27 protein-coding genes and 2 pseudogenes are annotated in these 25850 nt (G+C 68.9%); 16 read left to right on the plus strand and 13 right to left on the minus strand.

Going from position 1 to position 25850, the window contains the following annotated elements; genetic code table 11:
• Window positions 1–76 precede the first annotated feature (76 nt).
• A complete protein-coding gene (gene glnA, locus ACIBX3_RS17085; protein WP_397117829.1) occupies window positions 77–1438 on the plus strand; it encodes a type I glutamate--ammonia ligase in 1362 nt (453 codons plus the stop codon).
• 104 nt (window positions 1439–1542) lie between these two features.
• Here the strand turns inward: glnA (ACIBX3_RS17085) and ACIBX3_RS17090 are convergent, their stop codons facing one another.
• From ACIBX3_RS17090 to ACIBX3_RS17105, 4 genes are all read right to left on the minus strand, one after another.
• Window positions 1543–1887, minus strand: a complete 345-nt coding sequence (locus tag ACIBX3_RS17090; protein WP_397117831.1) for a YciI family protein — start codon at window positions 1885–1887, stop codon at window positions 1543–1545.
• Between the two features lie 108 nt (window positions 1888–1995).
• The gene (locus ACIBX3_RS17095; protein WP_397117833.1) at window positions 1996–3918 is read right to left on the minus strand and encodes a S8 family peptidase; all 1923 of its coding nucleotides are present in this window, start codon (window positions 3916–3918) and stop codon (window positions 1996–1998) included.
• 189 nt (window positions 3919–4107) lie between these two features.
• Window positions 4108–4743, minus strand: coding sequence for an AAA family ATPase (locus ACIBX3_RS17100; protein ID WP_397117834.1), 636 nt, complete (start codon window positions 4741–4743; stop codon window positions 4108–4110).
• A gap of 88 nt (window positions 4744–4831) precedes the next feature.
• Window positions 4832–5611 carry an ion channel gene (locus ACIBX3_RS17105; RefSeq protein ID WP_397117836.1) on the minus strand — a complete coding sequence of 260 codons (780 nt, stop codon included), beginning with the start codon at window positions 5609–5611 and terminating at the stop codon, window positions 4832–4834.
• Between the two features lie 367 nt (window positions 5612–5978).
• Here ACIBX3_RS17105 and ACIBX3_RS17110 point away from each other — a divergent pair, with 367 nt between their 5' ends.
• Window positions 5979–6692, plus strand: a complete 714-nt coding sequence (locus ACIBX3_RS17110) for a PaaI family thioesterase (RefSeq protein ID WP_397117838.1) — start codon at window positions 5979–5981, stop codon at window positions 6690–6692.
• Between the two features lie 107 nt (window positions 6693–6799).
• The gene (locus tag ACIBX3_RS17115; RefSeq protein WP_397117840.1) at window positions 6800–7486 is read left to right on the plus strand and encodes a type 1 glutamine amidotransferase; all 687 of its coding nucleotides are present in this window, start codon (window positions 6800–6802) and stop codon (window positions 7484–7486) included.
• 30 nt (window positions 7487–7516) lie between these two features.
• Here the strand turns inward: ACIBX3_RS17115 and ACIBX3_RS17120 are convergent, their stop codons facing one another.
• Window positions 7517–10438 (minus strand): bifunctional [glutamine synthetase] adenylyltransferase/[glutamine synthetase]-adenylyl-L-tyrosine phosphorylase, encoded by a 2922-nt coding sequence (locus ACIBX3_RS17120; RefSeq protein WP_397117842.1) that lies wholly within the window; start codon window positions 10436–10438, stop codon window positions 7517–7519.
• A gap of 78 nt (window positions 10439–10516) precedes the next feature.
• Between ACIBX3_RS17120 and ACIBX3_RS17125 the strand changes: the two genes are divergently transcribed.
• The 4 genes from ACIBX3_RS17125 to ACIBX3_RS17140 all read left to right on the plus strand — a co-directional run bounded on the left by ACIBX3_RS17125 (window position 10517) and on the right by ACIBX3_RS17140 (window position 13514).
• Complete coding sequence (locus ACIBX3_RS17125; RefSeq protein ID WP_397117844.1) at window positions 10517–11053, plus strand: HXXEE domain-containing protein; 537 nt, start codon at window positions 10517–10519, stop codon at window positions 11051–11053.
• A gap of 39 nt (window positions 11054–11092) precedes the next feature.
• Window positions 11093–12124, plus strand: coding sequence for a hypothetical protein (locus tag ACIBX3_RS17130; RefSeq protein ID WP_397117846.1), 1032 nt, complete (start codon window positions 11093–11095; stop codon window positions 12122–12124).
• Between the two features lie 19 nt (window positions 12125–12143).
• On the plus strand, window positions 12144–12677 hold the full coding sequence (locus tag ACIBX3_RS17135; protein WP_397117848.1) for a GNAT family N-acetyltransferase: 534 nt from the start codon (window positions 12144–12146) through the stop codon (window positions 12675–12677).
• Between the two features lie 138 nt (window positions 12678–12815).
• A complete protein-coding gene (locus ACIBX3_RS17140; protein WP_397117850.1) occupies window positions 12816–13514 on the plus strand; it encodes a B3/4 domain-containing protein in 699 nt (232 codons plus the stop codon).
• Here ACIBX3_RS17140 and ACIBX3_RS17145 read toward each other — a convergent pair.
• Window positions 13504–14100, minus strand: a complete 597-nt coding sequence (locus tag ACIBX3_RS17145) for a TetR family transcriptional regulator (protein WP_397117852.1) — start codon at window positions 14098–14100, stop codon at window positions 13504–13506. The two genes, ACIBX3_RS17140 and ACIBX3_RS17145, sit on opposite strands and share 11 nt — an antisense overlap.
• 46 nt (window positions 14101–14146) lie before the next feature.
• Between ACIBX3_RS17145 and ACIBX3_RS17150 the strand changes: the two genes are divergently transcribed.
• Window positions 14147–15331: an amidohydrolase family protein gene (locus ACIBX3_RS17150; protein WP_397117854.1), complete on the plus strand. Its 1185-nt coding sequence runs from the start codon at window positions 14147–14149 to the stop codon at window positions 15329–15331.
• A gap of 111 nt (window positions 15332–15442) precedes the next feature.
• On the opposite strand, the gene ACIBX3_RS17155 is transcribed toward ACIBX3_RS17150, so the two are convergent.
• The gene (locus tag ACIBX3_RS17155) at window positions 15443–15730 is read right to left on the minus strand and encodes a hypothetical protein (RefSeq protein ID WP_397117856.1); all 288 of its coding nucleotides are present in this window, start codon (window positions 15728–15730) and stop codon (window positions 15443–15445) included.
• Between ACIBX3_RS17155 and ACIBX3_RS17160 the strand changes: the two genes are divergently transcribed.
• On the plus strand, window positions 15723–15914 hold the full coding sequence (locus ACIBX3_RS17160) for a GntR family transcriptional regulator (protein WP_397117858.1): 192 nt from the start codon (window positions 15723–15725) through the stop codon (window positions 15912–15914). The two genes, ACIBX3_RS17155 and ACIBX3_RS17160, sit on opposite strands and share 8 nt — an antisense overlap.
• 339 nt (window positions 15915–16253) lie before the next feature.
• On the opposite strand, the gene ACIBX3_RS17165 is transcribed toward ACIBX3_RS17160, so the two are convergent.
• Together ACIBX3_RS17165 and ACIBX3_RS17170 are read right to left on the minus strand one after the other, a co-directional pair.
• Entirely contained in the window at window positions 16254–16571 is a 318-nt protein-coding gene (locus tag ACIBX3_RS17165) for a helix-turn-helix domain-containing protein (RefSeq protein WP_397117860.1), read from the minus strand.
• Entirely contained in the window at window positions 16568–16936 is a 369-nt protein-coding gene (locus tag ACIBX3_RS17170) for a type II toxin-antitoxin system RelE/ParE family toxin (protein WP_397117862.1), read from the minus strand. The genes ACIBX3_RS17165 and ACIBX3_RS17170 overlap by 4 nt, the downstream gene beginning before the upstream one ends.
• A 504-nt stretch (window positions 16937–17440) precedes the next feature.
• Here ACIBX3_RS17170 and ACIBX3_RS17175 point away from each other — a divergent pair.
• From ACIBX3_RS17175 to ACIBX3_RS17190, 4 genes and pseudogenes are all read left to right on the plus strand, one after another.
• A pseudogene (locus ACIBX3_RS17175) lies at window positions 17441–17938 on the plus strand (NAD(P)/FAD-dependent oxidoreductase); the annotation flags it as partial.
• An 80-nt stretch (window positions 17939–18018) separates the two neighbouring features.
• Window positions 18019–18575 (plus strand): annotated as a pseudogene (locus tag ACIBX3_RS17180) (FAD-dependent oxidoreductase).
• Between the two features lie 4 nt (window positions 18576–18579).
• Window positions 18580–18933, plus strand: a complete 354-nt coding sequence (locus tag ACIBX3_RS17185; protein WP_397117864.1) for a hypothetical protein — start codon at window positions 18580–18582, stop codon at window positions 18931–18933.
• A gap of 305 nt (window positions 18934–19238) precedes the next feature.
• Window positions 19239–20030: a hypothetical protein gene (locus ACIBX3_RS17190; protein WP_397117866.1), complete on the plus strand. Its 792-nt coding sequence runs from the start codon at window positions 19239–19241 to the stop codon at window positions 20028–20030.
• A 451-nt stretch (window positions 20031–20481) separates the two neighbouring features.
• On the opposite strand, the gene ACIBX3_RS17195 is transcribed toward ACIBX3_RS17190, so the two are convergent.
• Both ACIBX3_RS17195 and ACIBX3_RS17200 read right to left on the minus strand, forming a co-directional pair.
• Window positions 20482–20832, minus strand: coding sequence for an ArsR/SmtB family transcription factor (locus ACIBX3_RS17195; RefSeq protein ID WP_397117868.1), 351 nt, complete (start codon window positions 20830–20832; stop codon window positions 20482–20484).
• 716 nt (window positions 20833–21548) lie between these two features.
• A complete protein-coding gene (locus ACIBX3_RS17200) occupies window positions 21549–22022 on the minus strand; it encodes a transposase (RefSeq protein ID WP_397117870.1) in 474 nt (157 codons plus the stop codon).
• Between the two features lie 53 nt (window positions 22023–22075).
• On the opposite strand from ACIBX3_RS17200, the gene ACIBX3_RS17205 reads away from it, so the two are divergent.
• Window positions 22076–22630: a hypothetical protein gene (locus ACIBX3_RS17205; RefSeq protein WP_397117872.1), complete on the plus strand. Its 555-nt coding sequence runs from the start codon at window positions 22076–22078 to the stop codon at window positions 22628–22630.
• A gap of 22 nt (window positions 22631–22652) precedes the next feature.
• On the opposite strand, the gene ACIBX3_RS17210 is transcribed toward ACIBX3_RS17205, so the two are convergent.
• Window positions 22653–23354 carry a GntR family transcriptional regulator gene (locus ACIBX3_RS17210; RefSeq protein ID WP_397117874.1) on the minus strand — a complete coding sequence of 234 codons (702 nt, stop codon included), beginning with the start codon at window positions 23352–23354 and terminating at the stop codon, window positions 22653–22655.
• A 287-nt stretch (window positions 23355–23641) separates the two neighbouring features.
• Between ACIBX3_RS17210 and ACIBX3_RS17215 the strand changes: the two genes are divergently transcribed.
• Window positions 23642–24007: a WhiB family transcriptional regulator gene (locus ACIBX3_RS17215; protein WP_397117876.1), complete on the plus strand. Its 366-nt coding sequence runs from the start codon at window positions 23642–23644 to the stop codon at window positions 24005–24007.
• Complete coding sequence (locus ACIBX3_RS17220; protein ID WP_397117878.1) at window positions 24004–24192, plus strand: hypothetical protein; 189 nt, start codon at window positions 24004–24006, stop codon at window positions 24190–24192. Before ACIBX3_RS17215 ends, ACIBX3_RS17220 begins: the two co-directional genes overlap by 4 nt.
• A gap of 137 nt (window positions 24193–24329) precedes the next feature.
• Here ACIBX3_RS17220 and glnA (ACIBX3_RS17225) read toward each other — a convergent pair whose 3' ends face one another.
• On the minus strand, window positions 24330–25754 hold the full coding sequence (glnA, locus tag ACIBX3_RS17225) for a type I glutamate--ammonia ligase (RefSeq protein WP_397117880.1): 1425 nt from the start codon (window positions 25752–25754) through the stop codon (window positions 24330–24332).
• Between the last annotated feature and the right edge of the window lie 96 nt (window positions 25755–25850).

A 25850-nucleotide genomic window follows, 5' to 3' on the forward strand; every position in this document is an offset into this window, starting at 1 on the left:
TGCCCCCCGTAACGTGTGCGAAACACGGACACGGCATCCTGGTAGGAGACCTGTACTGTCTTTTTGAGGGGATGCCTTGGACCGCCAGCAGGAGTTCGTGCTCCGCACGCTCGAGGAACGCGACATCCGGTTCATCCGGCTCTGGTTCACCGACGTTCTCGGCTTCCTCAAGTCCGTCGCCATCGCGCCGGCCGAACTCGAAGGGGCCTTCGCCGAGGGCATCGGGTTCGACGGCTCGGCCATCGAGGGCTTCGCCCGCGTCTACGAGTCCGACATGCTCGCCAAGCCGGATCCGTCGACGTTCCAGATTTTGCCCTGGCGCAGCGAGACGCCCGGCGCGGCGCGCATCTTCTGCGACATCCTCATGCCGGACGGCTCGCCGTCCCATGCCGACCCGCGCTGGGTCCTCAAGCGCACGCTCGCCAAGTGCGCCGACATGGGCTTCACGTTCTACACCCACCCGGAGATCGAGTTCTTCCTGCTGAAGAACCGCCCCGAGGCGGGCGAGCGGCCCCAGCCGATCGACTCCGGCGGCTACTTCGACCACACGCCCCACAGCTCCGGCCACGACTTCCGCCGCCAGGCGATCATGATGCTGGAGTCGATGGGCATCTCCGTCGAGTTCAGCCACCACGAGGGCGCGCCCGGTCAGCAGGAGATCGACCTGCGCTACGCCGACGCGCTCACCACGGCCGACAACATCATGACCTTCCGCCTGGTCATGAAGGAGGTCGCGCTGGAGCAGGGGATCTGGGCCTCGTTCATGCCCAAGCCGTTCACCGAGCACCCGGGCTCCGGCATGCACACGCACATGTCGCTGTTCGAGGGCGACAGGAACGCCTTCTACGAGGCCGGCTCCGACTACCGCCTGTCCAAGATCGGCAGGTCGTTCATCGCGGGGCTGCTCAAGCACGCCGCCGAGATCACCGCCGTCACCAACCAGTGGGTCAACTCCTACAAGCGGCTGTGGGGCGGCGCGGAGGCCATCGCCGGTCTGGGCGGCGAGGCGCCGTCGTACGTGTGCTGGGGCCACAACAACCGCTCGGCCCTGGTCCGGGTGCCGATGTACAAGCCGCACAAGGGCGGCTCCACGCGCATCGAGTTCCGCTCGCTCGACTCGGCCTGCAACCCGTACCTGGCGTTCGCGCTGATCCTCGCGGCGGGGCTGAAGGGCATCGAGGAGAGCTACGAGCTGCCGCCCGCGGCCGAGGACAACGTGTGGACGCTGACCAGCGCCGAGCGGCGCGCCCTCGGCATCCAGCCGTTGCCGGGGTCGCTCAACGACGCGATCGAGGTCATGGAGCGCAGCGAGCTGGTGGCCGAGACGCTGGGTGAGCACGTCTTCGACTTCTTCCTGCGCAACAAGCGGACGGAGTGGCGCGAATACCGCCGCCACGTCACCGAGTTCGAGCTCGGCCGCTACCTGCCCGTGCTCTGACCTGGCTTGCCGCGACCCGGCGCGAGCGCTTCTCGCGCCGGGGCCGGCCGGTCATCGGTTCTCCTTGAGCGTGGAGCCCCCCGCCTTCAGCCGTGGGCAGGAAGTCACCCCTGGAACTCGCGCACCTCGATCGGGAGTAGCGCCACGGCCTCGGCCATCTTGCGGCCCCATGCGAGCGCCGTCTCCATGTCGGGCGCCTGGATGATCGTGAAGCCGCCGATGTGCTCCTTGCCCTCGGTGTACGGGCCGTCCGTGGTGAACGGCTCGTCGCCTCGCATCCGGATCACCCGCGCCTGGTCCGCCGGCTGCAGCCCGCCGGAGAAGACCCAGACCCCGGCGTCCCGCATCTCCTGGCCGAGGGCGTCCAGGTCCCGCATGATCGGGTCCAGGATCTCGGGTCCGGGCGGCTCGCCGTCGCCCTGGTACATGGTGAGAACGTAGTGCTTCATGGGTGTACTCCTTTCCGTCGGGTCTCACCCTCTACACGAACGGCTTCTGTCCGGATCGACATGAAAAAGCGGGCCACGCCCCCGGCGTGACCCGCTTTTTGGAAATTTCTACTTGTTGACGTGCTTGTACAGGAAGACCGCTGCCTTCTTCATCTGGGCGGCCGTGCTCTTACCCGTACGGTACTTCTCCGCGCTCGCGATGGCCTTGTTCAGGGTCGTCTTGCCGTGGACCTTGGCCGAGCCGTTGTACACGCCGTGCGCGTAGTTCAGCCAGGCGCCCAGCAGTTCGCGGTCGAGCAGCGCCTTGGCGGCCTTGCTCTTGGTGCCGAGCACCTTGTACGCCTTGGCGAGCGTGGTCGCGTCCCTCAGCTCGGGGAAGACCTTGCTGCCGTTCTGGGCCAGCGTCAGGTAGCAGAGCAGCGTCTGGTCGCTCAGCATGCCCTTGTTCCGCAACATCTCCTTGGCCCAGGTCTTGGCGCTCAGCGGGGTCCTGGCGGTGCCCCGGGCGCAGTCGTCGGGGACCGGGATCAGGTCGATGTTCACGACCGGGTCCTCAGGGTCGTTGGTGCGCGTCGGCGTCGGGGTGGGGCTCGGCGTCGGCGTCTTGGTGGAGGTGGGCGTCGCGGTCGGGGTGGCCGTGGGCGTCGCCGTCGGGGTCACCGTGGGGGTGGGGGTCGGGCTCTGGGTCGCCTTGGGGGGCAGCGCGGGCACGAGGTCGATGCGCTTGGTGGTCACCTGGGTGCCGTTGCTGGCGTACCGGATCGCCTTCCCGGTGCTCTGCAGCTTCTGGACGAGCGAGCCGACGGTCTGGCTCGGGTAGGCCTGCCGCATCACCGCCAGCGCTCCGGCCACGTGCGGAGCGGCCATCGAGGTGCCGCTGAGCGGGCCGTAGGTGTCGTCCGGGATGGAGGAGTTGATGCCCACACCGGGCGCGAACAGGTCGAGCAGCTTGCCCCGGTTGCCGAACGCGGCCGGAGCGTCGTTGTCGTCGGTGGCGCCGACCGTGACCGCCTGGGAGAGGCAGGCAGGGCTGGAGACGCCGTTCTGGTGGCCCTCGTTGCCCGCGGCGATCACCGTGGCCACACCGGACTGCAGCAGCGCGGCCACCTCGGGCGCGAGCGCGCCGTACTCGGGGTCGTTGTCGCAGTTCGTGGTCTGCTTCGGACCGCCGCCGAGGCTCATGTTGGCCGCGACGACCTTCTTCGCGCCGGCGACGCTCTCGACGTAGTCCAGCGCCAGCTTCTGGTCAGAGGTGAAGCTGAGGAAGCAGGGGGCCGAGGTGCCGATCTCCTGGCAGATGGGGCCGTTGAACCGGGAGAAGACCTGGATGGGCAGGATGCCCGCCTCGGGGGCGACGCCGTTGGAGGGGGCGCTGCCGGCCTTCTTGCCCGCCGCGATGCCGGCCACGTGCGTGCCGTGGTAGCACTCGTTCTCGCCGGAGACGACGCACTTTGCGGTCTCGGCGTCGGCCGCGCCCGCTCCCGTCTGCTGCTCCCCGCCGTTCGGGCACAGCGACTCGGCCTGGTACGCGGGATCGGGGTAGCTGCTGGAGAAGCAGGCCTCGTCCACGATCCGTCCGGCGAAGAACGGGTGGTCACGGTCGATGCCGGTGTCGACGATCGCGACGGTCGAGCCCTTGCCGGTCCAGCCGGCTTCGTTGGCCTTGTCCGAGCCGATCAACTTGGTGCTGACGTCGAGCGAGGGCTTCAGCAGCCGGTCCTCGTAGATCGCCGCGACCCCGTTGTCGCTCTTGACCGCCTCGAGCGTCTTCTTGTCCAGGGTGGCGACCAGGAACTCGTTGGAGCTCCTCTGGTCGATCACCTGCTTGCCCGCGGACGCCGCCTCGGCCCTGCCGGCCACGGCTGAGACGTTCTCGCCCTTCTTCAGCTCGATGATCGCGCGTACCTTCTCGCCGCTCTTCACGTCGGCCGTCACGCTCCGGGCGATCTCAGGATCGCCTGTGGCCGCCTGAGCGGGTGCTGCGACGGCGAGCGCCGCCGTCGCAGTCATGGCGAGCACAGACGTGCTCACCAGAAGAGACCGTAGTCTCACTGGACCTCCGGGGGGATTGGAGGGGATCCAGCCGTCAGCGGACATGGGCGGGCACGCGAGCAGAGCTCAGCGACGCCCGCGCCTCCCCGTAGCCGACGTTGGAACGTTTCCCCGTTTTGTCTGAGCGGCAAGCGTATGGAGTGATCGTTGTGAACGGTGGGAAAGAGGTTATTCCGTTATCCGGAATTTCCGGCTTACCGGATCAGGGGAGGGTGCACCGTCGTCGAAGACGATGGACTCCAGGAGGGCGGCCGCGGCGCGGTCCACGATGAGGGCGTCGGCGGCCGGGGCGGGGTCGCCGCTCTTGACCCGCGCCACCAGACCATCCCACCTGCGCTGATGGCGGGCGAACGTGCGGGGCGCCACCACCCGGCCCCTGGCCCGCTGGCCGGCCAGGGCCGCCTCCGGCGGCGCGTCCAGCAGGAGCAGGTGGAAGGTGGCGCCGTGGCGGCGGGCCAGCCAGGCGAAGCCGCGCAGCACGTACGGCGCGCAGCCCCGGTTGTGCGCGATGACCGAGCGGCCACCGGCCAGGGCCTGCCGGATGCGGGTCAGGTGGGTGACGAAGACCACGGCGCGGCGTACCGGATAGGGGGCCCAGGCGAGCCGGCCGTCCCAGTGCCGCCTGGACTGGTACGAGTCGATGACCACCACCGCGTCCCTGGCGACGGGCACGCTCTCCGCGCCGTGCAGCCCGTACAGGCGTCGCAGCAGGGTGGTCTTGCCCGCGCCCGGGAGCCCGGTCAGGATGACCAGAGACCTGGGCGGATACCGCACCATCGCGCCCTGCACCGGCTCATCCTGCAAGGTCCACCGTTCCTCTCCCGTCGTACGTGCCTCCCAGCATCACCGAGGGCGCGGCCGGGCGCGCGCCGGAGAGGATATGAATTCGGCTCTATGACTCGGACTGGGCGGAGAGGCGGGCGGTGAGCCCGGCCAGTTCGGTACGCAGGGCCTCCTGCGTGCCAGCCAGGTCGGCCAGCGCCTTGCGGGCCTCGGCGAGCTCGGCGACGAGCTGGGAAAGCTCGGCCTCCGTACGGCGTTCCATGGCCGCCGCGCGCTCGAACCGCTCGACGAACCAGGAGGCGATGGCCGCGGTGACGACGCCGAGCAGGGCGATGCCGGCGATCATCAGGGCCGTCGCCACCAGCCGCCCTTCCGATGTCACCGGGAAGCGGTCGCCGTAGCCGACGGTGGTCATCGTGGTGATCGACCACCACAGGGCGTCGCCGACGGTCTTGATGTTGCCGTCGAGGTTGTCGCGTTCCACTTCGAGGACGGCGACGCTGCCGACAGCGGCGAGGAACAGGGCGGTGCCGCTCACGTACACGACGGCGCGCAGGCGCAGCGGGAGCTGGACCCGCTCGGCGACGACCTGCAGGAGGAGCAGTGCCCGCAGCAGCCACAGCGGTCGCAGCAGGGGGAGGACGACGACGAGGAGGGAGGGGATGTTCCGGATGAAGAAGCGCAGGCGGCGCGGCGCGATCGCGAGGCGGATCAGGTAGTCGGCGGTGAACAGGCACCAGGCGGTGACCTGGAGGTACGAGAAGGCGGTGTGCGCGGCCGGGGGCAACCCGGGCACGAGCACAGGGATCGCCCAGCTGAGCAGGAACCCCGTGCCGATCACGAGGAGTGCCGTGCTGGTGCGGTGCTCCCAGGAGGTCAACCGATCCATGCCGACAGTGTGCGGCACGAACGCCCCCTCTGACCTCCCTCCTTTCGGGAGATTTGGTCGCGGGGCACCTGAAATCCCGGCTAAGGTACTGGCGACGCCTTGATCGGCCTCACTCCGGGAGCGGTCCCGGGGTGAGGCCGATTTTCGTTGCTTCTGACTCCCGAGTCACATCCGCGCCACCTGTGGCGCCTAGGTTTCGACCCAGGGTGGGGAAGTTTCGGACTCCTTCGAGGCGTTATGTGGTGGTACGGAGCGCGACGTAGGGAACCCCGGCCTCCGGGTAAACCGGGACTCCAGGTAAAATCGGCGTGCTCTTAATGATATTTCCGGACTTTGCGCCTCATGTGGCGATATTGGAGGGTGTGGCATGACGACGGCTGCCTTGCAGACCGTGTTGACCGTTCCCGAGCGTTTCCGCGGGCCCGAAGGCCTCGCCAACGGCGGCTGGATAGCGGGCACCATGGCCGAGGCTCTGAACGGCGGTGGATCAGCCGTCGAGGTCACGCTCCATGCCCCCACCCCCCTGAAGACCGTGCTGCGGCTGGAGCACGTGGCCAACTCCGTGTCCCTCTCGCACGGCGACAAGCTGCTCGTCGAGGCCATCCCGGTGGCCGAGGACCTGGAGGGGCCCGGGTTCGTGCCGTTCAACGACGCCGCCCGTGCCGAGGCCGGGTTCGTCGGCCTGCAGGTGCACCCGTTCGCGGAGTGCTTCGCGTGCGGGCTGCGCGAGCCGGGCGACGGCCTGCGGATCTTCCCCGGGCCGGTCGAGGGCACGGACCTGGTGGCCGCCGGCTGGCGGGTGCCTTTCACGGTGGCGGGCGAGGACGGGGTGCCGGCCTCGATCATCGGTGCGGTGCTCGACTGCATCACCGGCTGGGCGCACTTCGGCCCCGGCGAGACCGCGCTGCTCGGGCGGCTGGCCGTGCAGATGCACCGGCCGGTGCGCGCCGGTGGCCAGTACTCCGTGGTGGCCCGCCCGACCGGCCGCGACGGGCGCAAGATGTACGGCCAGAGCGCCATCTACGAGGCCGACGGCACGCTGGTCGCAGCCGGGCGCGCCACCTGGATCGCTCCACGCTGACCCGGTCCCGGACGGCCCCTGAGCAGCGCGCGCTCGGGGGCCGTTTCCTTTGCGGCCGGTCGGGGGCGATGGTGTCGGATGGGTGATTGTTCCGGATAATGACCCATATGCGTATCACCGTGATCGAGCACGAGGCCGAGGCCGGGCTCGGATATCTCGCCGGCTGGCTGGGGCTGGACTGTGCGGTCGTGCGGCCGTACCTGGGGGAGGAGGTTCCCGGGCGGGCCGCGGACGGCCTGATCGTGCTCGGCGGGGCGGCGGCCGCCTGGGAGGACGAACGCAGTCCCTGGCATCCCGCCACCCGCGACCTGCTGCTGCGGGCCGTCGACGAGGCCACGCCCACGCTCGCCGTCTGCCTGGGCGCGCAACTGCTGACCATGGCCTGCGGCGGGACGGTGGAGCGGGGGGCGAACGGGCTGGAAGTAGGCGCCCGCGAGGTCGCCGCCCTGCCTGCCGCCGCCTCCGACCGGCTGCTGTCGGGCGTCGGCACGGCCGTGGCCGTCCAGTACCACCAGGACGCCATGGCCCGGTTGCCCGACGGGGCGGTGCCGTTGATGACCGGCTCGCAGTACCCGAACCAGGCCTACCGGCTCGGGGAGGCCGCGTGGGCGGTCCAGTTCCATCCCGAGGCCACGCCGGAGATCTTCGCCTCGTGGACCGCGGAATCGGACCTGGACGCGGCGGAGGACCTGAACGCCGAGGTCAAGGCCGCCGAGAACGCCCTCATCGCGACCTGGCGCCCGGTGGCGCAGGCCTTCGCCGACGTCGTCAGAACCAACGCCCGCCACCCCTGACCCGGACGCGTCCATCCAAGGCCACGCCGGTCAACCCCCGTAGAAGACCCGGTCCACCACGAGGCGGGCCCGGCGCGTCACCCGCCGGTAGTCGTCCAGGAAGTCCTCCGAGCCGTCCGGCGGATAGCCGAGCGTCTGGGCGAGCAGCTTGCGCTGGCCCGCGTCACGCGGAACGCTGTCGCCGGGACGGCCCCTGACCAGCATGATCGCGTCTCTGATGCGGGAGGCGAAGCGCCACGCCTCGGCCAGCACGGCCTCGTCGGCGGGACCGAGCAGGCCCTCGGCCACGGCCGCGCGCAGGGCGCCGAGCGTACGTGTGGTGCGCAGTGACGGCAGCGTGCCCGCGTGGCACAGCTGCAGCAGCTGGGCCACCCACTCCACGTCGGACAGCCCGCCGGGGCCGAGCTTGGTGTGCAGGCCCGGATCGGCCCCGCGCGGCAGCCGCTCGGCCTCCATGCGGGCCTTGAGCCGCCTGATCTCCCTGACCGCGTCGTCGTGCAGCCCGCCCTGCGGGTAGCGCAGCTCGTCGATCATCGCCACGAACGCGGCCCCCAGCTCGGCGTCCCCGGCCGAGAACCTGGCCCGCAGCAGCGCCTGCGACTCCCACGGCGACGACCAGCGCGAGTAGTAGGCGCGGTAGGAGGCCAGCGTACGCACCAGCGGGCCCTGCCGCCCTTCCGGCCGCAGGTCGGGATCGATGATCAGGGGAGGGTCGGGCGCGGGCAGCGACAGCAGCCGGCGCAGCTCGTTGGCGACGGCGAACGCGGCGTCCGTGGCCTCGCGCTCCTCGACCCCCGGCAGGGGCGAGTGGACGAACATGATGTCGGCGTCGCTGGCGTAGGAACACTCCATGCCGCCCAGCCGGCCCATGGCGATGATCGCGAACGAGGTGACGTTCGCCGCTTTGCCGAGCGCCGCGTCGAGGGCCGCCTGGAGCGTCACGTCGGTCAGCGCCGACAGCGCGGCGCCGACCGTCTCGATGCCGACGAGCCCGGAGATGTCGGCCACGGCCGTGCGGAACAGCTCCTTCCTGCGCAGCGCCCGCACGGCCGCCACGGCGGTCTCGGGGTTGCCCGCGTGCCTGGACACCGCTGCGGACGCCTCGCCGAGCAGCGACTCCACGGGCCGCACGGCCAGCTCCTGGTCCGAGCCCAGCATGGTGATCGCGTCGGGCGCGTGCATGAGCAGGCCGGTCGCGTAGCGGCTGGTGCCCAGTACCCGTGCCATCCTCGCGGCCACGGCCGTCTCGTCGCGCAGCAGCCGCAGGTACCACGGCGTGCTGCCCAGCTTGTCGCTGACCTGCCTGAACCCCAGCAGCGCCGCGTCCGGGTCCGGCGTGTCGGCGAACCAGCCCAGCATGACCGGCAGCAGCGTGCGCTGGATCGCGGCCCGCCTGGACACGCCCGAGGTGAGGGCGGCGAGGTGGCGCAGCGCCCCGTTCGGGTCGACGTAGCCGAGCGCCTCCAGCCGGGCGGCCGCCGCCGTGGCCGACAGCCGCGCCTCCGACTCCTGCAGCCGTGACACGGCTTGCAGCAGCGGCCGGTAGAACAGCTTCTCGTGCAGCCGCCGCGCCTCCATCGCGTGCCGCCGCCACCTGGCCGTGAACTCGCCCACCGGATCGGTCTGCATGCCGAGCGCCCGGCCCAGCCTGCGCAGGTCGGCCTCGCCCGTGGGCACGATGTGCGTGCGCCGCAGCCGGTGCAACTGCAGCAGGTGCTCGACCTGGCGCAGGTACGAGTACGCCTCCGCCAGCCCGCGCGAGTCGTCGCGGCCGACGTATCCGCCCCTGGAGAGGGCGGCCAGCGCCGGCAGCGTGGCCCGCCGGCGCAGCAGCGGATCGAGCCGCCCGTGCACGAGCTGCAGCAGCTGCACCGCGAACTCGATGTCGCGCAGGCCGCCGGGGCCCAGCTTGAGCTGCCGTTCGCCCTCGGCGCGCACATGGGCCTCGACCCGGCGGCGCATGGCCTGCACGTCCTCGACGAAGCGCTCGCGGGTGGCCGCCGACCACACCATGTCGTTGACCGCCTCGACGTAGGCCGCGCCCAGCTCCAGGTCGCCCGCCACCGGCCGGGCCTTGAGCAGCGCCTGGAACTCCCACGTCTTGGCCCAGCGCCGGTAGTAGGCCAGGTGGCTGCCGAGCGTGCGCACCAGCGGCCCGGAGCGGCCCTCCGGGCGCAGGCCGGCGTCCACCTCCCACAGCGAGCCCTCGGGCGTGGTCGCCGTGCAGGCCCGCATCATGGCCTGGGCCAGCCGGGTCGCGGTACGCAACGCCTTGGCCTCGTCGGCGCCCTCGCGCGGCTCGGCCACGAAGATCACGTCCACGTCGCTGATGTAGTTGAGCTCCCTGGCGCCGCACTTGCCCATGCCGATGACCGCGAGGCGCACCTGGCTCGCGTCCGTCTCCGCCCGGGCGATGGCCAGCGCCGCCTCCAGCGCCGCCCCCGCGAGGTCGGACAGCTCCGCCATGACCTCCTGCAGCGTCGCCTGCCCGGTCAGGTCACGCGCCGCCAGGTGCGTCAGCCGGCCCCGGTACGCCACCCGCAGCGCCACCAGGGCGTCCGCCTCCGTGGCGACCGGCTCGGCCGCATCGGGCTCGGCGCCGACCGCCCGCAGCAGCTCGGCCCTGGCCTCTCCCAGGCGCGGCTCGGCCAGGAGCGCGATCTGGCCGGGATGGCGTACCAGGTGCTCGCCCAGGGCGGCGCTGACCCCGAGCACGGCCAGCAGCCTGGTCCTGAGGTCCTCGTCGTGGCGGAGGGTGTCGAGCACGGCCGGCTCGCGTTCGGTCAGGCGGGTCAGGGAGACGAGCGCCAAGTCGGGGTCGGCGACGTCGACCAGCGACTCCAGGACGTCGTCGAGGCCGGCAGGCGCCTGGCGGACGAGCTGGGCGGCCCTGGCGCCGTCGGCGAAACCGAGCTTGGCGAGCCGCGCTGCGGTGGATTCGATCCTGGGCACCCCTCCATCTTGACAGGACTCGCACGGTTCGCCGTAGCATAGAACGCAACGTTGCGTTGCTTTTTGGGGAGGGCATGTATGGGGCGGGTTCCGGCCACGGTGACGTGGGGCTTGCTGGCGGCATGGGCCGTGCACGACGCGGAGGAGCTGGCGACCATGGCGCGGTGGGCGCGCGCGGCGCGGCCGCGGCTGGAGCAGCGGCTTCCGTGGGTGCCGTGGGACCGGCTGGAGGTGTCACAGCGGCACGTGAACGTGGCCATCGGGCTCATGGGCGGGGTCATGGCGGGCGCGGCGGCGCTGGGGGCGCGTACGGGCGGGCGGAGCGCGGTCTTCCAGGCCGCGCTGGCCGGGTTCGGGGCGCACGGGGTGACGCACCTGGCGCAGGCGGCCGTGACGCGCGGCTACACGCCCGGGGCGGTGACCGCGCCCGTGGTGGTGATCCCGTTCTCGGTGTGGGCGTGGCGGCGGCTGCGGGCCGCCGGGGTCCAGGCGCGGCCCGGGCGTGCGGGTGTGGCGGCGCTGGCGGCGTTCCCGCTGGTGCTGGGCGGCGTGCACGCGCTGGCCCACGCCCTCACGAAACCTCGCCGCCGGAGCGCCGCGCCCCGGCGCTCGTGAGGGCTGGCCAACATCGCCAGGACGGTGTATCAAGGCGCGGTGCTCTCCGTTTACGTGGACCTGGCCCTCGGCCTGGTGGTGTCGTTCTTACTGCTGTCGCTCCTGGTGAGCGGGATCAACGAGGCGTTCGTCCGGGTGCTGGCCATTCGCAGCAAGTTCCTGTGGGCCTACCTCAGGGACACCCTGGACGGCGCCGGCAAGGCCGGGGCGTGGCTGCCGGCCAAGGTCCGGGACGTCTTCACGCGGCTGCCGTTCCTCCGCGACCCGCGCCCCCGCTACAGCCAGCTGCCCGCGCCGTCCCAGCCCGGCGGCCTGCCCGAGCCCGAGGCCAGGGCCGACGACTCCGTGATCAACCTGCTGTACGAGCGGGTCAGGGAGATCGACCACGCCACACGGGGCAGGACCAGCATCGCCAACATCCCGCCCGGCCGGTTCGCGGTCGCGATGATGGAGCTGGCGGCGGGGGAGGACGGCGACGTCGACCGGTTCCTGGCCAAGCTGAAGGCGATCGACAGCCCGCTGTACGGCCACCTCAAGGGCATCTGGGAGACCGCGCAGCGCGACCTCGACCGGTTCAGGCAGGGCGTCGAGGCCTGGTTCGACGGGGAGATGCAGCGGCTGACGATGCTGTACAGGCGCTACGTCAAGTGGGTCGTCGCTGTCCTCGGCCTGGCGGTGACGCTGCTGTTCACGATGGACGGGTTCGAGTACGCCAAGACGCTGCTGCGCGACAACGCCTTCCGCGCCTCGGTGACGGCCGTGGCGGAGGCAGGGCCGGACGCGTACAACGAGCTCAAGGCCCGCTGCACGGGCGAGGACCCGATGCGGTGCGTCACCGAGACGCTGAGCCAGCCCGCCCTCGTCAAGATGCTCGACCAGGCGCTGGTCAGCGTGTCGATCCCGGAGCAGGGCGACCCGGGCGTGCACTGGAACGGCGGCCTGTGGTGGGACCGGATCAGCACGCCGAGCCACTGGCCCGGCTTCCTGCTGACGTACGTGGCGCTGCTGTTCGGGGCGCCGTTCTGGTGGGACGTGTTCCGCCGCATCACAGGGATCAAGAGCAGGCGCTGAGCCCCGTATCGTGGAGCGGATGGAGACAGAGCGGCTGATCATGCGCAGATGGCGCGAAGACGACAGGGAGCCCTTCGCCGCCATGAACGCCGACCCCGAGGTGATGGAGCACTTCCCGGCGACGCTCACCCGCGAGCAGAGCGACGCCATGGTCGACAAGATCGAGCGGCAGTTCGAGGAGCGCGGCTACTCGCTGTGGGCCCTGGAGGTACGCGGGAGCGGGCGGTTCATCGGCTTCGCCGGGCTGGCCTGGCAGACGTTCGACGCGCCCTTCCTGCCCGCCGTGGAGGTCGGCTGGCGGCTGGCCCGATCGGCCTGGGGCCACGGGTACGCCACCGAGGCGGCCAGGCGGGCCGTCGAGCACGCCTTCACCGAGGCCGGACTCGACGCGATCATCTCCATGACGGCCGAGCGCAACCTGCGCTCGCGTGCCGTGATGGAGCGCCTCGGCATGACCAGGGACCCCGCCGAGGACTTCGACCATCCCTTCGTCCCGCAGGACAGCCCGCTCCTCCGGCACGTCCTCTACCGGCTCAAGCGCGAGGGCCGCTGAGGACGATCCCAGAGCGTGCCGGCTTCCTCCGCCGAGTCCGGCGCGCCCGCCCGCGCACCCACCCGTCCCTGGCCGGAGCGGATGCGGGTATCGTGATCGGCGCGGCGGACGGCCGCCTGGCGTGGCCACGATGGCGAGGTGACCGTGCGTTTCCGGCATTCCGAGGACCTCTGGCGGGACTTCCCCGAGCTCGTTCCCGGCGTGATCGTCGCCGGGGGCATCACCGGGGACGCCGCCGTGGAGGATCGGCTCACGACGTTCGGCGAGATCGCCGCCAAGCGGCTCGCGACCGCCTCGGAGGGCGAGCTGCCGGAGATCCAGGCGTGGCGGCGGGCGTTCTCGAAGATGGGGCTCAAGCCGACCCAATACCGGTGCGCGTCGGAGTCCCTGCTGCGCCGCTTCCGTAAGGAAGGCGCCCTGCCCCGCCTGCATCCCCTGATCGACCTGTGCAACGCGGTCTCCATCGCGTACGCGATCCCCGTGGCGGTGTTCGACCTCGCCGAGATCTCCCAGTACGTCGAGGTCATGTACGCGACTGGCGAGGAGACATACCTGACCTTCTCCGGTGAGACGGAGCACCCGCCCGCTGGGGAGGTCGTCTTCGCCGACGCGGAAGGGAAGGCGCACGCCCGTCGCTGGACCAATCGGCAGAGCGGCTACTCGGCCGTCCGTGACACGACCACTGATGTCCTGATCGTCGCCGAGGCGCTGCACGGCACCGCTCAGGAGGACATCGAGTCCCTCACGGCCACGCTCTCCGACGAGCTGACCGCCCTCTGGCAGGTGACGCCCAGGTCGGCGATCCTCAGCCCGTCGGCGCCCGCGTTCACGGCGTGATCCCGTACAAGACGGTGTCGGCCAGCGCGCCGGCCTGATCGGCGGGCGAGAACAGGCCGGGGCAGGCCAGCCACGTGGCGGCGGTCCCGTTCACGGACGTGATGATCGCCAGAGCGGCGGCCTCCGCCGACACCCCGTCGCGCAGCCCGGCTCCGTCGAGCAGCTCCATCAGCCCGCGTTTCCAGTCCTCCATCATGACCTGCTTGTCCCGCAGCCCCGACTCCAGCTCCGGGAACCCCTCGGCGCTGCGCATCGACAGCGCGAACGCCTCCCGCATCGTCGCATCCCGCTCCAGCGCGGTGAAGAACGCCACCAGGAACCGCCGGAGCCGCTCCATCACCGGCCCGTCGCCGTCGAGCGTCCCCCAGACGGGCGCGGCCGCCTCCGCCCACAACTCGCTGATCGTCGCCAGGTAGAGCGTGGCCTTGTCGCTGAAGTGGTGGTACGCGGCCCCGCGCGTCACCCCGGCGCGCTCGGCGATGCCGGCGAGCGTGGCGGCGGCGTAACCCCGCTCCGAGAAGACGGCCAGCGCGGCCCTCAAGAGCGCCTTCCTGGTCTCCGCCGCTTCCTCGGCCGTTCGTCGCATGACCGAACTCTTTCATACAAGCGCGCATGTATGTTTTCATACATGCATGCATGTATCTAAACGGCTGGTCTTCAGGAATGTGCGGGTGTTCACCGGGGACACGACGCTGCGGTCGGCGAACGTGGCCGTCTCCGGCGGCGTCATCCTCTCTCTGGGCGAGGACCTGCCGCCCGCTCCCGGCGATGAGGTGATCGAGGGACGCGGGCGGACGCTGCTCCCCGGCCTGATCGACGCCCACGCCCACGTCTTCCCCGGCGACCTCGAACAGGCCGCGCTGTTCGGCGTGACGACCGTCCTCGACATGATGTCCGACCCCGTCCAGGCCAACGCCCTGCGCGGAAGCGCTGGGGCGGACCTCCGCACCGCGGGCACCGCCGCCACCGTCCCCGGCGGCTACGGCTGGTACCTGGTGGACATGGGCCTCCTGCCACCCTTCCCGACCGTCGTGAGCCCGGACGAGGCGGACGCGTTCGTGGCGAGCCGGTTCGCCGAGGGCTCCGACTACCTCAAGATCCTCCTGGACGACGGCTCCACGACAGGCATGCCCACGCCCTCCATGGCGGCGGAGACGGCCGGCGCGCTGGTGTCGGCCGCCCACGACCGGGGCAAGATCGCCATCGCCCACGCCCTCACCGCCGAGACCGCCCGCCAGGCGGTACGGGCGGGAGCCGACGTGCTCGGCCACGTGTTCGTGGACCGCCCGGACCCTTCGGCGGCCCATGAGCTGGGCGAGACGGCGGTGGTGCCGACCCTGGCCGTGCTGGGCGAGCTGTTCGGCCCGGGAACGGGAGGCAAGGCCCTGGCGGCGGATCCGCGGGTGTCGCCGTACCTGACCGAGGGGTCGCGCCGGATGCTCACCATGGGCCCGTACCCGCTGGGCGAGGGCGCCCGCCACGACCTCACCGCGGCGACCCGCACGGTCGCGGAGTTCCGGGACGCGGGCGTCACCCTCCTGGCCGGCTCTGACGCCTCCAACGTCGGCACCGCCCACGGCGCGACCCTCCACCGGGAGCTCTCCCTCCTTGTGGCGGCCGGCCTCACCCCGCGCGAAGCCCTCACCGCCGCCACCTCCGCCCCCGCCGACCGCTTCGCGTTGCACGACCGCGGCCGCATCGCCCCGGGCCTGCGCGCCGACCTCCTCCTGGTCGACGGCGATCCCCTGGCGAACATCGACGCCACACTCGACATAGCCGGCGTATGGCTGGGCGGCCGTCGCCTTCCAGGCCGGTGAGAAGGGCCGGCGTTCGTCGCACGGCCAGAGGGTGATGTGAGACAGACGCCATGGCTAAGTCGTCCAGCGTGCCCACGTTCCGAGTCGGCACGTTGGCGATGATAAGGCTGGCTATGTGGCCTGGCCGGTAAGGATCTTTGTCCATAGATCGTTGGCGGCACCATACGTACTGGGGCGGCTTTCCAGGATGGCCGGCCCCCACTCGGTCCGTATGGTCACTCGTATCCACGCGAGCCCGCTTGCCGCGCACAGCTCGTAAAACCGTTCCTGGCACTGGCAGGTGTGCTTGATGATCCGCACGCGCGGGAAGCGCGGCGCCGGTGTCTGCCAGGCGATCGCCTCGGCGTGCGGGTGGGGTCCGTCGGCGTGCGGGCCATGGAAGTCGGGGTAGATGTCCACAGAGTCGCGCATCCGCAATGGCACCTATCGGGCGCGCCAGCCCATCCCGAGCGAGACGCAACTAGTTGGAGAGTTCGGCATCGCGCGGGACGCCCGGAAGGTTGTGGCCGCGCTTCGGGAGGAAGGCCTGATCTACACCGTGCCGCAGACGGGTTCGTTCGTCTCGCCGCCGAAAGGCGAGTAGACACGCAACGGTCCGGGACAACGACTGGGTCTCGGGCGGTGGATACGAGTCGGGCTGCATCGAACACGACCGGCGGAGGCTGACTCCGGGGCAGCAGGTGATGCCCCAAGCAGCCCGGAGCCGTGCCGCAAACGGTTGTTCCCGATCACGCCGCCGGCTGTGCGGCGACGGGTCCGGTTTGAAGCACGACGCCGATGCCGATGTCGATCGCGTTGGCCGGTGGTGGCCGAGTTCCCACTGGTGAGCACGGCCGTGAACATTGAGCTCATGCGGCAGTCGCTGCCGACAAACTTTGCGTACCGCTGGCCCGTATTCGCAGAGTTCCCCTGTCCTGCCCGGCTACACGGCGTCGTACAGGGGGATGATCTCGCCGCTGTCCTTGGCCAGCACTGTCCGCACGTGCCAGCCGATGGCTGCCGCGTAGCGGCCGACCAATTCCATGGTGGCCACGTCGCCCCGCTCGATCTGCGAGACCCGTCCCTTGGTGACGCCCATGCGTTCGGCCACCTGTGCTTGCGTCAGTCCTTCCCGCTTGCGCTGCTCGGCAAGCCGATGGCCGACCACGTAGGCATCGATCTCGCGTCGCGCCTGCGCCCGCTCTTCGGGCGTGAACTGGGCCGCGACCGCTTCCCGCTCCCACTTGCTGTGTCCGCTCATCGCTGCCCCTCTTCCGCTTCCCGTTCCTTCAAGTACTGTTCGTAGCGCGCTTCCGCCCAAGGGATCCATTCGCGGTACCAGCCCGACCAGTTGCCGGACTTGTCGCCGCCGATCAGCAAGATCGCTTCACGCCACGGGTCGAACGCGAACAGAATGCGGATCTCGCTGCGCCCCGACGATCCTGGCCGCAACTCCTTCAGGTTGGCTACCTGAGTGCCCTTCAGGGTATCTACCAGAGGTCGCCCCAGAGCTGGGCCGGTCTCGGCGAGTAGGTCGATGGCCTCGACGATCCGGAGTTGACTGGCCCGGTCGAGACCCTGGAACCACTCCCAGAGCTCGTCGGTCTTGTTGATCTCCCATGCCACCCTTGAAGTATAGCTTTTGCTATACGTCTAACAGTAACCGGAACCGTGATGGCGCGCCAGATCCGACCGCTGGACATCACCCTCAGCTCGACCCTGACATACGTCGTCCTCCGTGTAGGGAGTGCCAGTGAGACCGTAACCGCAGTCGTCGGCTGGGTGTCCGCACATGTTCTACCGGCGAGCGCGGCGGCCGGCTCCTTCGCCACATCCGTGAGAATGGTCGGACCGCACCCGCCTCAGTGCCTTGAAGGCCGCGAGTAAGAGCAAAACTCAGGCTCTCGTACGATTCCGATTTGCTGAAGAGCAGACGAAACAAATGCGCAACATTCGCTCGGATTAGAGGTGAACCACAGATTTACACCTCGTGAAGCAAATCTGCTGCTCGGGCTCTTGTTCACGCCTGTGACCGGGGATAGAACTGACTAGTCGGCACCTTCGGCCGGGATTCACATTTCCCATCGGAAGGTTTTCGACTTGTCCTGGAAAACTCTGCGTGGCGGCCGTGTGGTCATTGTCGAGGGCGGCGCGATCGGCACCTCGATCGCTTTTCATCTGAGCGAGCGTGGATATCGCGACGTCACGGTGATCGAGCGCGGCCTCGCCGGTGAGGGCGCAACCGCCCACGCCACCGGGGGCATCAGGCACCAGTTCTCCTCGCGGGTGAACATCGAGCTCGTACGGCGGTCGCTGCCCTTCTGGCTCGACTTCGCCGGGCGCACCGGGTCTCCGCTGGACTTCCGGCGGCACGGCTACCTGTTCCTGATCTCCGACCCCGCCGTGCTCGCCGTCTTCGAAGCCAACGCTCGGCCGCAACGGTCGCTCGGCGTCGACGTGGGGGTGCTCGACCCGCACCAGGCCGCCGAGCTGTTCCCCGGCATCCGGACCGATGACCTGGTCGGCGCGACCTATACGGCGCGCGACGGCTCGGCTGCCCGGAGCGACGCCGTGGCCGGCTATCTGCGCGGGGCCCGGCGGCATGTGGCGGAGCTGCGGCAGCGCACCGAGTTCCTGGGACTGCTCGCCGATGCCGGCGGCGCGGTGCGCGGGGCCTGCACCAGCGCGGGCGACATGGAGGCCGAGCTGTGGTGCTCGCGCCGGGTCCGCAGGCGCGGGCGGTGGGTCGGCTGCGCGGGGCGGATATCCCCGTCTCTCTCCATCCCCGGCAGGCGTTCGCCACCGCACCCCTCGACGGCCTGCACGAAGGACTTCCCCTGGCGGTCGACCTCGCCACCGGCGCCTACGTGCACCCGGAGGCTGCCGGCACGGCCGTCGTCGGCGGAAACGACCGCGATGCGTCCAGCAGCGACACGGCCACCGTGGACTGGTCACGCGTCGACTCGCTCGCCGCCGCCCTGTCACACCGCTTCCCGGCCCTCGAAGGGCTGGAAATCGTGCGCGGCGGGCCGGTCTGTGCGAGATGACCGCCGGCGACCACGCGATCGTCGGCCCCGTCCACGAGGTTCCCGGCCTGTGGATCGCGGCCGGCTTCTCCGGGCACGGCTTCATGCAGTCACCGGCCGCCGGCGCCGCCCTGGCGCAGTGGTGGCTGGACGGCACGCCCCCGCTGGACCTCACGCCGCTGCGCCCGTCGCGGTTCACCGACCGGCTGACGCCTGAGCTGGAGACGGCCGTCTTCTAGATCGTTGGAGGTTTTCGTTGACCACCGCAAGCTGTCCCGCGGGGCCGAACTCCTGGTCGAGGCAGCCGACGCGGTGCTCATCGTCGGCAGTCGCGCCAACTCGACCGACACCAACGGGTGCACCGCACCGCCGCGGGACGCCGGCATCAAGATCGCGCAGATCGACGCCGACGCCTCCCGCGTGGGGCGGAACTTCCCCCCGGCAGCGTGCCGCTGGTCGGCGACGCGGCCATCGTACTCGACCAGGTACGCCTCGCGATGCCGGCGGCAACCGCCGAACAGTGGCGACGCGCCGCGCCGAGCGCATATTCCGGATTTTGGAGTCTCCATCCCGGGTGGGGTCGTAGACGATGCGTGAACCGCTGCGGCTTTCGTCACAGTCGTACACGACCTAGGTCGGTCAATGGAGTCCATGCCCGTCCACACTCGTTCATCGCGTCTGGCTCCCGACCTGCGGCCGTGTTTGCAGGCGAACTCGTGACAGCCCTCCCTGCGGTCGTTTGCGGCCACAGCAGCAGAGGTCTTGGGCACGTCGGCAGGATCTGCCATGTCGATGGGAGACAGGCGAGCGGGTTGTGATCACAGTGAGATGCCGACATGTAAAGATCATGGCTTTGCCCGTCCCGGATGAAGCCGAGGGGCCGTTACAAGGAGAGGCAACCGATGAAGCGATGGACGAAGATAATGGTCCTCACCTTGGGTGCGTTGTCTCTGACTAGCCTGCCGGCCTCCAGCACGGCCGAGGCCCTGGATCCAGTGACGGCGATCCAGCGGCAGCTGGTCAAGGGCAAGGGCGTGAGAATCGACGATCGCCGCACGTTCAACGGCGGAGGCTACGGTGGCTGGGAACGGTTCAAGCCTGTGAAGGGCATCGTCGGATTCGGCAATGGCAAGGTGGTCGCGACCGACTTGCGGGACTACAACTTCGCGAAGAGCGGCCTGCGCAACATCTGCATAGGCAAGCGCGCTTGGCAGTACGAGCCGAAGAAGCTGCCGAAGGGCAAGACTTGGGTCACTTACCCGTGGGAGTGTGAGCTGCGTTTGCAGTCAGGCTACGTCCGTTTCGATGCGCCGGCCGTGTTCGAGGCTGTTCTGGCCACTACCGCGAGCAAGAAGCCCGGCAACGCTTACGAGGGCATTGCGACTACCTACTACGAAGGTGCCATTACGTTGCGCCAGCTCTGGGAGGTCGAGCCTGCCCTGCGTGTCGGCTTCGATGAAGAGGACGGCGACCGGAAGATTGACTGGCGTCTGTGGATTGGTAAAGATCAACTCGTCCGCAGAGCCTGGACCAAGTGGCGCGTGCCCGAACCCGAAGCTCTCAAGGGCGTTAGCAGAGGTCAAGGATGGTTCGGCTACATTCATGATGTCCGTTACTCCGAATGGGGGATGAAGGTTGCAATCAACCCGCCGTCCGCCGCCCAGACAATCGATAATAAGAAAGTAGAGCGTTAAGTAGTTCATGGGTTAGGCGCGCTGCACGTCCCTGGCTCCCCGGGCGCGAATGGCCCGGCGCCGATGGCCTGCTGCCCGCCACATTCCGCCAGCCCATCCCGTCTTCCGTCGGCCCACCGCGGAGCGGCAGCGGAGGAGGCGGTCTGTCGGCTCATGTCCAGGCCGGCTACAGTGCCGAAACGTTCCTGATCGACGACAACGGGGAACAGGTTGGCCCATGGAAGCGACACCTACGGCCACCTGTGGCCGCACTCTGATGAATCGACGCGGGCCGCAATTGATGCGCCGCTCGGACGGAACTGAGGCGGAACCGGACAGGAGCCGCGCGATGAACGTGCAGCTCACCGCGCGCTAACCGGTACACGTCGGTCCCGCTGGCCGGCGGCACCGTCTCCGAGACCGGCGCCGCAGCCGCGCCGCTGCTGCTGCCGCCGACGCTACATCCGTCAACCTAGCGGATAATGGCCTTTACGAGGTCCGGGCCGAGCGATCGCACGACCTCGAGGTCGAGCTGGTAATGGACCAGCTTTCCGTTTCGTTCGGTCCGCACCAGTTGGACCTCGCGCAGCGCCCGCAGGTGCCGGGAGACCTGCGGGACGGTCATGCCGCTGCGCTCCGCGAGCTCGAGAGTGGTCAGGCCTTCGCTGGAGATGAGCCGGCAGATGCGTATCCTCGCCGGATGGGTGAACGAGAGGAGCCGAGAGCGAAGCGATTCCAGGGAGACCTCCCCGGTCACCGAGGGAGGCCGCAGGCCGTACTGGATCATGATCGGCCAGCCCGGCTCAAGTTTGATCAGCAGCATCTCCTGCGGACGAACTCCCGCCTCCGCGTGGCCGTCACGGACCCCGGAGCACTGAGCCTGGCCGGCTCTGCCCGCCGACGAGGACACCGGCCTGTCGGAGCACGGCCGCGGCATCATGATCGTCAAGGCTCTCAGCTACCGCGTGGAGATCGAGGGGGACGCCACACGGCGAGCGCCTCGCCATCCGGAGGGGACACTGTTGGCGAATTAGATAAGACAGAAGCGGACCCGTGATCACCGAGGTGATCGCGGGTCCATATCACATGTTGGGAGACGTGTGCCGGCCGGCTTCACCGCTGAGACCACCAACAGGCCTGCGAGAATAGGGATGAGGACCAGGTCCGGGATGACGCCTGGTATTCCAGTGACACTTTGAGATCATGGTCGGGATCTGCCCTGGTAGTGGCACTGGCGGGCTCGTACCTGGTGACGGCGTCGCCAAGCAGGCCAGTACAGAAGTTCTTTGATCGAGCGCCTCTACTTTCGGCGGCGGGTTACCAGCCGCACGACGAGGAACACCACGCCGCCGATCACGAGCAGCTGGATGAGTTCCGGGAGGCCTAAGTTCATGGTTCTCCTTGTGTCGAGAGGTGACATGCAGGAAACGCGCGGGGCTCAAGCGAGGTTCCTGGGTCTACACGTTGTCCAGCTGCAGTGACGGGTATCGTCAGAGGCAGGATCCAAGGTGGCCGTCCGCAAGCCCAGCGTTTGACCAGTCATTTCGCAACAGACCGCATCACTCGCGTCAAACTGGTCACTACAGGTGCATTCCAATATTTCGATTGATCTGCAACCCAGGATCGAAAACATCTTCTCATCATGCTGCTGGACGCAGAGCGGCGAAATGAGAGGCCCGGGTTGGGGCCAGCGGCGTTCCGGTCAGCCAGGCGTCGATCCTGGTGAGGTTCATCGCCGCGGCGATGAGTAGGTGCTGGAGATGAGGTCGTGGCGGTGCCTCGGTAGCGGGATCGCCGCAGGCCGAAGCCTTTGGCACCTTGGGCGATGGCGCCCTCCACTCCTGCCCGGTGGGCATAGCGCTGCTGCCATTCGTCGGTGCTTTGCCGCTGTCGTGCGCGTTGCAGAGCTTCATGCTCCTCCCCCGGGCGCAGGGTGATGCGCCGGCCTTTGGCACCGCGGATGCAGACGCCCCGACTGGGACAGTCCGTGCGGTCACGTATCGAAAAGCGCACGCGGATGACCGGACCGACTTGACGACATCGATCTTCTGGTCCGTGCCCTTCGAGTGCACGGCAACGAGCTCCGCAAGATCGGGAAGAAGTTCGCGGGCGCTGCTCGACTTCAACGGGCCGCCGACGTCGCTCCAGCCTCTGACCGCGGCGCGGTCCTCATTCCTCTTGCTCGTACGCTGGCCGAACTGGGCGATGCTGAGCAATTCGACACCGCGATCTTCGACTTGAAACGCTTCGTGGACTCACACCACGGCACGCCACTGGTCAATTCCTTCGTCGTGCGGGAAGTTCATCTGCGGGGTTCGCTTGTTACGGGGCGACTGCATGCGGCGATGCGACTGGCGGAAGCGGACATTCCCGATGCAACAGGTGTCGCGCCGCAGTGGCAGACGATCGAGCGCGTCACCGTTGCTGAGGTCTTCCGCGCGAGTGGCGACGAGTCTGCCGCGTCCGAAGCCCTTCTTCAGTCGATCGCCACCGCGGAGAGCACTCGCCTTCCTCATCAAATTCAGCGCGCGATGCGAGCGGCGAGGGGTTTCTTCCCCGAAATTGAGGCCGTCGGCGCGGCTGCGCTTCGTCGCCTGCACCTTACGCTGCCAGCGGCCTGATCCCCTCAGCAGCATTGGGAGCTCAGGGCGAAGTGAGCGGCAGCCGCTGGTCTACGAGGTGCACCCGCTGTGGGTTGGCCAGCCGGCGCAGCAGTTGAAGAGGCTGGCCAGCCTGGTTGTAGGTGATGCGCGTGAGATCGAGTAGAGGGCTGCCGCGGCCGATTCGGAACGTCAATGCCTCCTTCGGGCTGGCCGGACGGACACGGGTCTGCAGTTCTACAACGGCCGTTGAGCGCTCCACGTCGTAGCTGCGGGCGTCGTGCCGCTCCATCGACCAGTACAACTGGTCGAGGCACACGAGTTGCCCTTCGATGTCGCCCCGTATCTCGCTGATGATCGCTTTTGCCTTGGCCGGGAGGCGGAGGATGTGGGCGACCTCCTCAGTCGCGGGCGTGGCGCGGCTAAGGAGGGTTGTCAGGTGGCCAGTGATCCCGGCTCGCCGGCACGCGGCTGCCCACGCGGTGGGCTCGTCGCGGAAGTCGATGGCCATGGGGATCTCAATGACAACGGCTGGCCCAAGGACGATCATGCCCTTGTTGGCGACGCGCCAGACCAGTCCCTCCTCCTTGAGTTCCCGCATGGCCCTGGTGATGACGTGCGCGCCGATGCCGTAGGTCTCTTTCAGCACGTCGGTGTGGGGGAGTGGTTCGCCCGCCGGGTAGGTGCCGTCGAGGATCTTGGTCCGGAGGTCGTTCAGGACCTCGGGATACCTCACGACGGGCACGGGCGGGTCCTCCTCCGTTAAGGTTGTTCGGGCTGGCGTTGATCGTAGTACGGACTGCGTCCGGGCGTCTCACCTGCGGGCTTGACAGTTGATCGTCAGTGGTGCAGCAATGGCTATTGCAACACTGTTTACTCGTAAACATAGAGCAGCAGAGTGCGAAAAACGGCGGCTCTCCGCTCCACCGGAAAACCGCCCACAAGCCCCAGCGGGCCCCGCCCAGGACTCCACTCCCAGGCGAGGCCCTAGAACACCAGGTCTCTCACCCTCGCGAAAGGAACCGAGACCCGATGTCCAGCCACATCGTGGCACCAAGCCGCCACACTGTCACATCCGACGCCGACCGCCAGGCCGCCAAGCGCCTCCGCGAGCTCGACGAACTCCTCCTCACGCCCGCCGCGCTGTGCCGCAAGCGGCGCACGGACCTCGACAACTGGTTCCCCGTCGTCGAGGACCCGAAGAAGTACGACGACGCGTACGCGGCCGCAGCCAAGCGCTGCAGCGGGTGCCCCTTCACTGGGCTGGCCGGCGAGTGCGTCGAGCGGGCGCGGCTCCAGCCGTACGACCCGATCGGCGTCATCGGCGGCACCGACCCCAAGCGGCGCCGCCAGCTCGGCATCGGCGCGGACCTCCAGAGCTACGGGGTGGCGGCGTGAGACTGCTTGCCCCCAGCGCTGACCGCGAGCGCGAGCGTCTCGAAGCGGAGCAGATCCGCCTCGACAAGGAGCGCATGCGCGACAAGGCGCGACGCCTGCGAGAGATTCGCGGAGCCTGCGGCGAGCTGACGATTGCGGCAGCGTTATCCTCGGCTCCAGCAGCGCAGAACGGCCCGGCACCATAATCGGTGCCGGGCCGTTCTGTTCCGGTTTTGTTCCGGCTGACGTTGCTCAGCAACTACAAACAACGACAACTAACGACAAGGTTTCCCAGCTCAGCGCCCGTTTCCGGGAAGACCGCCCAGGCCGGAAAACCGCGCCGTCACACGTCGTAATACAGCTCGAACTCGTGCGGGTGCGGGCGCAGCCGGATCGGGTCCACTTCGTTCTCCCGCTTGTACGCGATCCACGTCTCGATCAGGTCAGGCGTGAACACGCCGCCCTCGAGCAGGTAGTCGTGGTCCTCCTCCAGCGCGTTGAGCACGTCGGTGAGCGAGCCGGGCACCTGCGGGATGTTGCGGGCCTCCTCCGGCGGCAGCTCGTAGAGGTCCTTGTCCACCGGCTCCGGCGGCTCGATCTTGTTGCGGATGCCGTCGATGCCCGCCATCAGCATCGCCGCGAAGGCGAAGTACGGGTTGCAGGACGGGTCCGGCACGCGGAACTCGATGCGCTTGGCCTTCGGGTTGGAACCCGTGATCGGGATGCGGACGCAGGCCGACCGGTTGCGCTGGGAGTAGACCAGGTTGACCGGCGCCTCGTAGCCGGGGACCAGGCGGTGGTAGGAGTTGACCGTCGGGTTGGTGAAGGCCAGCAGCGACGGGGCGTGCTTGAGCAGGCCGCCGATGTAGTAGCGGGCCGTGTCCGACAGGCCGGCGTAGCCGACCTCGTCGTAGAACAGCGGCGAGCCGTCCTTCCACAGCGACTGGTGGCAGTGCATGCCCGAGCCGTTGTCACCGAAGATGGGCTTCGGCATGAACGTCACCGTGTGGCCGTACTCGAGCGCCGTGCTCTTGATGACGTACTTGTAGAGCATCAGGTTGTCGGCGGTCTTGAGCAGCGTGCCGAACTTGAAGTCGATCTCCGCCTGACCGGCGGTGCCGACCTCGTGGTGCTGCATCTCGACCTCGATGCCGGACTCGATGAGGTTACGCACCATCTCCGAGCGCAGGTCGGTGAAGTGGTCCATCGGCGGGACCGGGAAGTAGCCGCCCTTGTAACGCGGCTTGTAGCCGAGGTTGCCGCCCTCGGTCGCCTTGCCGGTGTTCCAGGCGCCCTCGATGGAGTCGATGTAGTAATAGCCGGCGTTCTGCTTCGTCTCGAAGCGCACGTCGTCGAAGATGTAGAACTCGGCCTCGGGGCCGAAGTAGACCGTGTCGGCGATGCCGGTGCCCTTGAGGAATTCCTCCGCCTTGCGTGCCACATTACGCGGGTCGCGGCTGTAGGCCTCACCGGTCAGCGGGTCGTGCACGAAGAAGTTGATGTTGAGCGTCTTGTGCTGGCGGAACGGGTCCACCACGGCGCTGGTCGGGTCGGGCAGCAGAAGCATGTCCGACTCGTGGATCGCTTGGAAGCCGCGGATCGACGAGCCGTCGAACATGAGCCCGTCGGTGAAGACGCTTCCGCTGAAGTTCTCTACCGGGAAGGTGAAGTGATGCGTCGTCCCCGGCAGGTCGGTGAACCTGACATCGACGAACTGCACCCCTTCGTCACTGATGAACTTCAGGACGTCGTCGGCGGAGTTGAACACTCTCGAACCTCCCTGGGGACTGGCCATCATTCCGACGCTAGGGTGTGGCCGTTTCCGTATGGTGTCTCGATTGTTTCGCACGTGTTACGCAGGGTC

It is taken from the genome of Nonomuraea sp. NPDC049480 (assembly GCF_044465905.1).
In the GTDB taxonomy this organism is placed as follows: domain Bacteria; phylum Actinomycetota; class Actinomycetes; order Streptosporangiales; family Streptosporangiaceae; genus Nonomuraea.

Coding starts and splice junctions, on each gene's coding strand:
- ACIBX3_RS17115 (WP_397117840.1), top strand. CDS start 6,800: ATGCGTATCACCGTGATCGAGCACGAGGCCGAGGCCGGGCTCGGATAT.
- ACIBX3_RS17090 (WP_397117831.1), bottom strand. CDS start 1,887: ATGAAGCACTACGTTCTCACCATGTACCAGGGCGACGGCGAGCCGCCC.
- ACIBX3_RS17165 (WP_397117860.1), bottom strand. CDS start 16,571: ATGAGCGGACACAGCAAGTGGGAGCGGGAAGCGGTCGCGGCCCAGTTC.
- ACIBX3_RS17195 (WP_397117868.1), bottom strand. CDS start 20,832: ATGCTGCTGATCAAACTTGAGCCGGGCTGGCCGATCATGATCCAGTAC.
- ACIBX3_RS17160 (WP_397117858.1), top strand. CDS start 15,723: ATGTCCACAGAGTCGCGCATCCGCAATGGCACCTATCGGGCGCGCCAG.
- ACIBX3_RS17105 (WP_397117836.1), bottom strand. CDS start 5,611: ATGGATCGGTTGACCTCCTGGGAGCACCGCACCAGCACGGCACTCCTC.
- ACIBX3_RS17145 (WP_397117852.1), bottom strand. CDS start 14,100: ATGCGACGAACGGCCGAGGAAGCGGCGGAGACCAGGAAGGCGCTCTTG.
- ACIBX3_RS17215 (WP_397117876.1), top strand. CDS start 23,642: ATGTCCAGCCACATCGTGGCACCAAGCCGCCACACTGTCACATCCGAC.
- ACIBX3_RS17135 (WP_397117848.1), top strand. CDS start 12,144: ATGGAGACAGAGCGGCTGATCATGCGCAGATGGCGCGAAGACGACAGG.
- ACIBX3_RS17110 (WP_397117838.1), top strand. CDS start 5,979: ATGACGACGGCTGCCTTGCAGACCGTGTTGACCGTTCCCGAGCGTTTC.
- ACIBX3_RS17150 (WP_397117854.1), top strand. CDS start 14,147: ATGCATGTATCTAAACGGCTGGTCTTCAGGAATGTGCGGGTGTTCACC.
- ACIBX3_RS17125 (WP_397117844.1), top strand. CDS start 10,517: ATGGGGCGGGTTCCGGCCACGGTGACGTGGGGCTTGCTGGCGGCATGG.
- ACIBX3_RS17190 (WP_397117866.1), top strand. CDS start 19,239: ATGAAGCGATGGACGAAGATAATGGTCCTCACCTTGGGTGCGTTGTCT.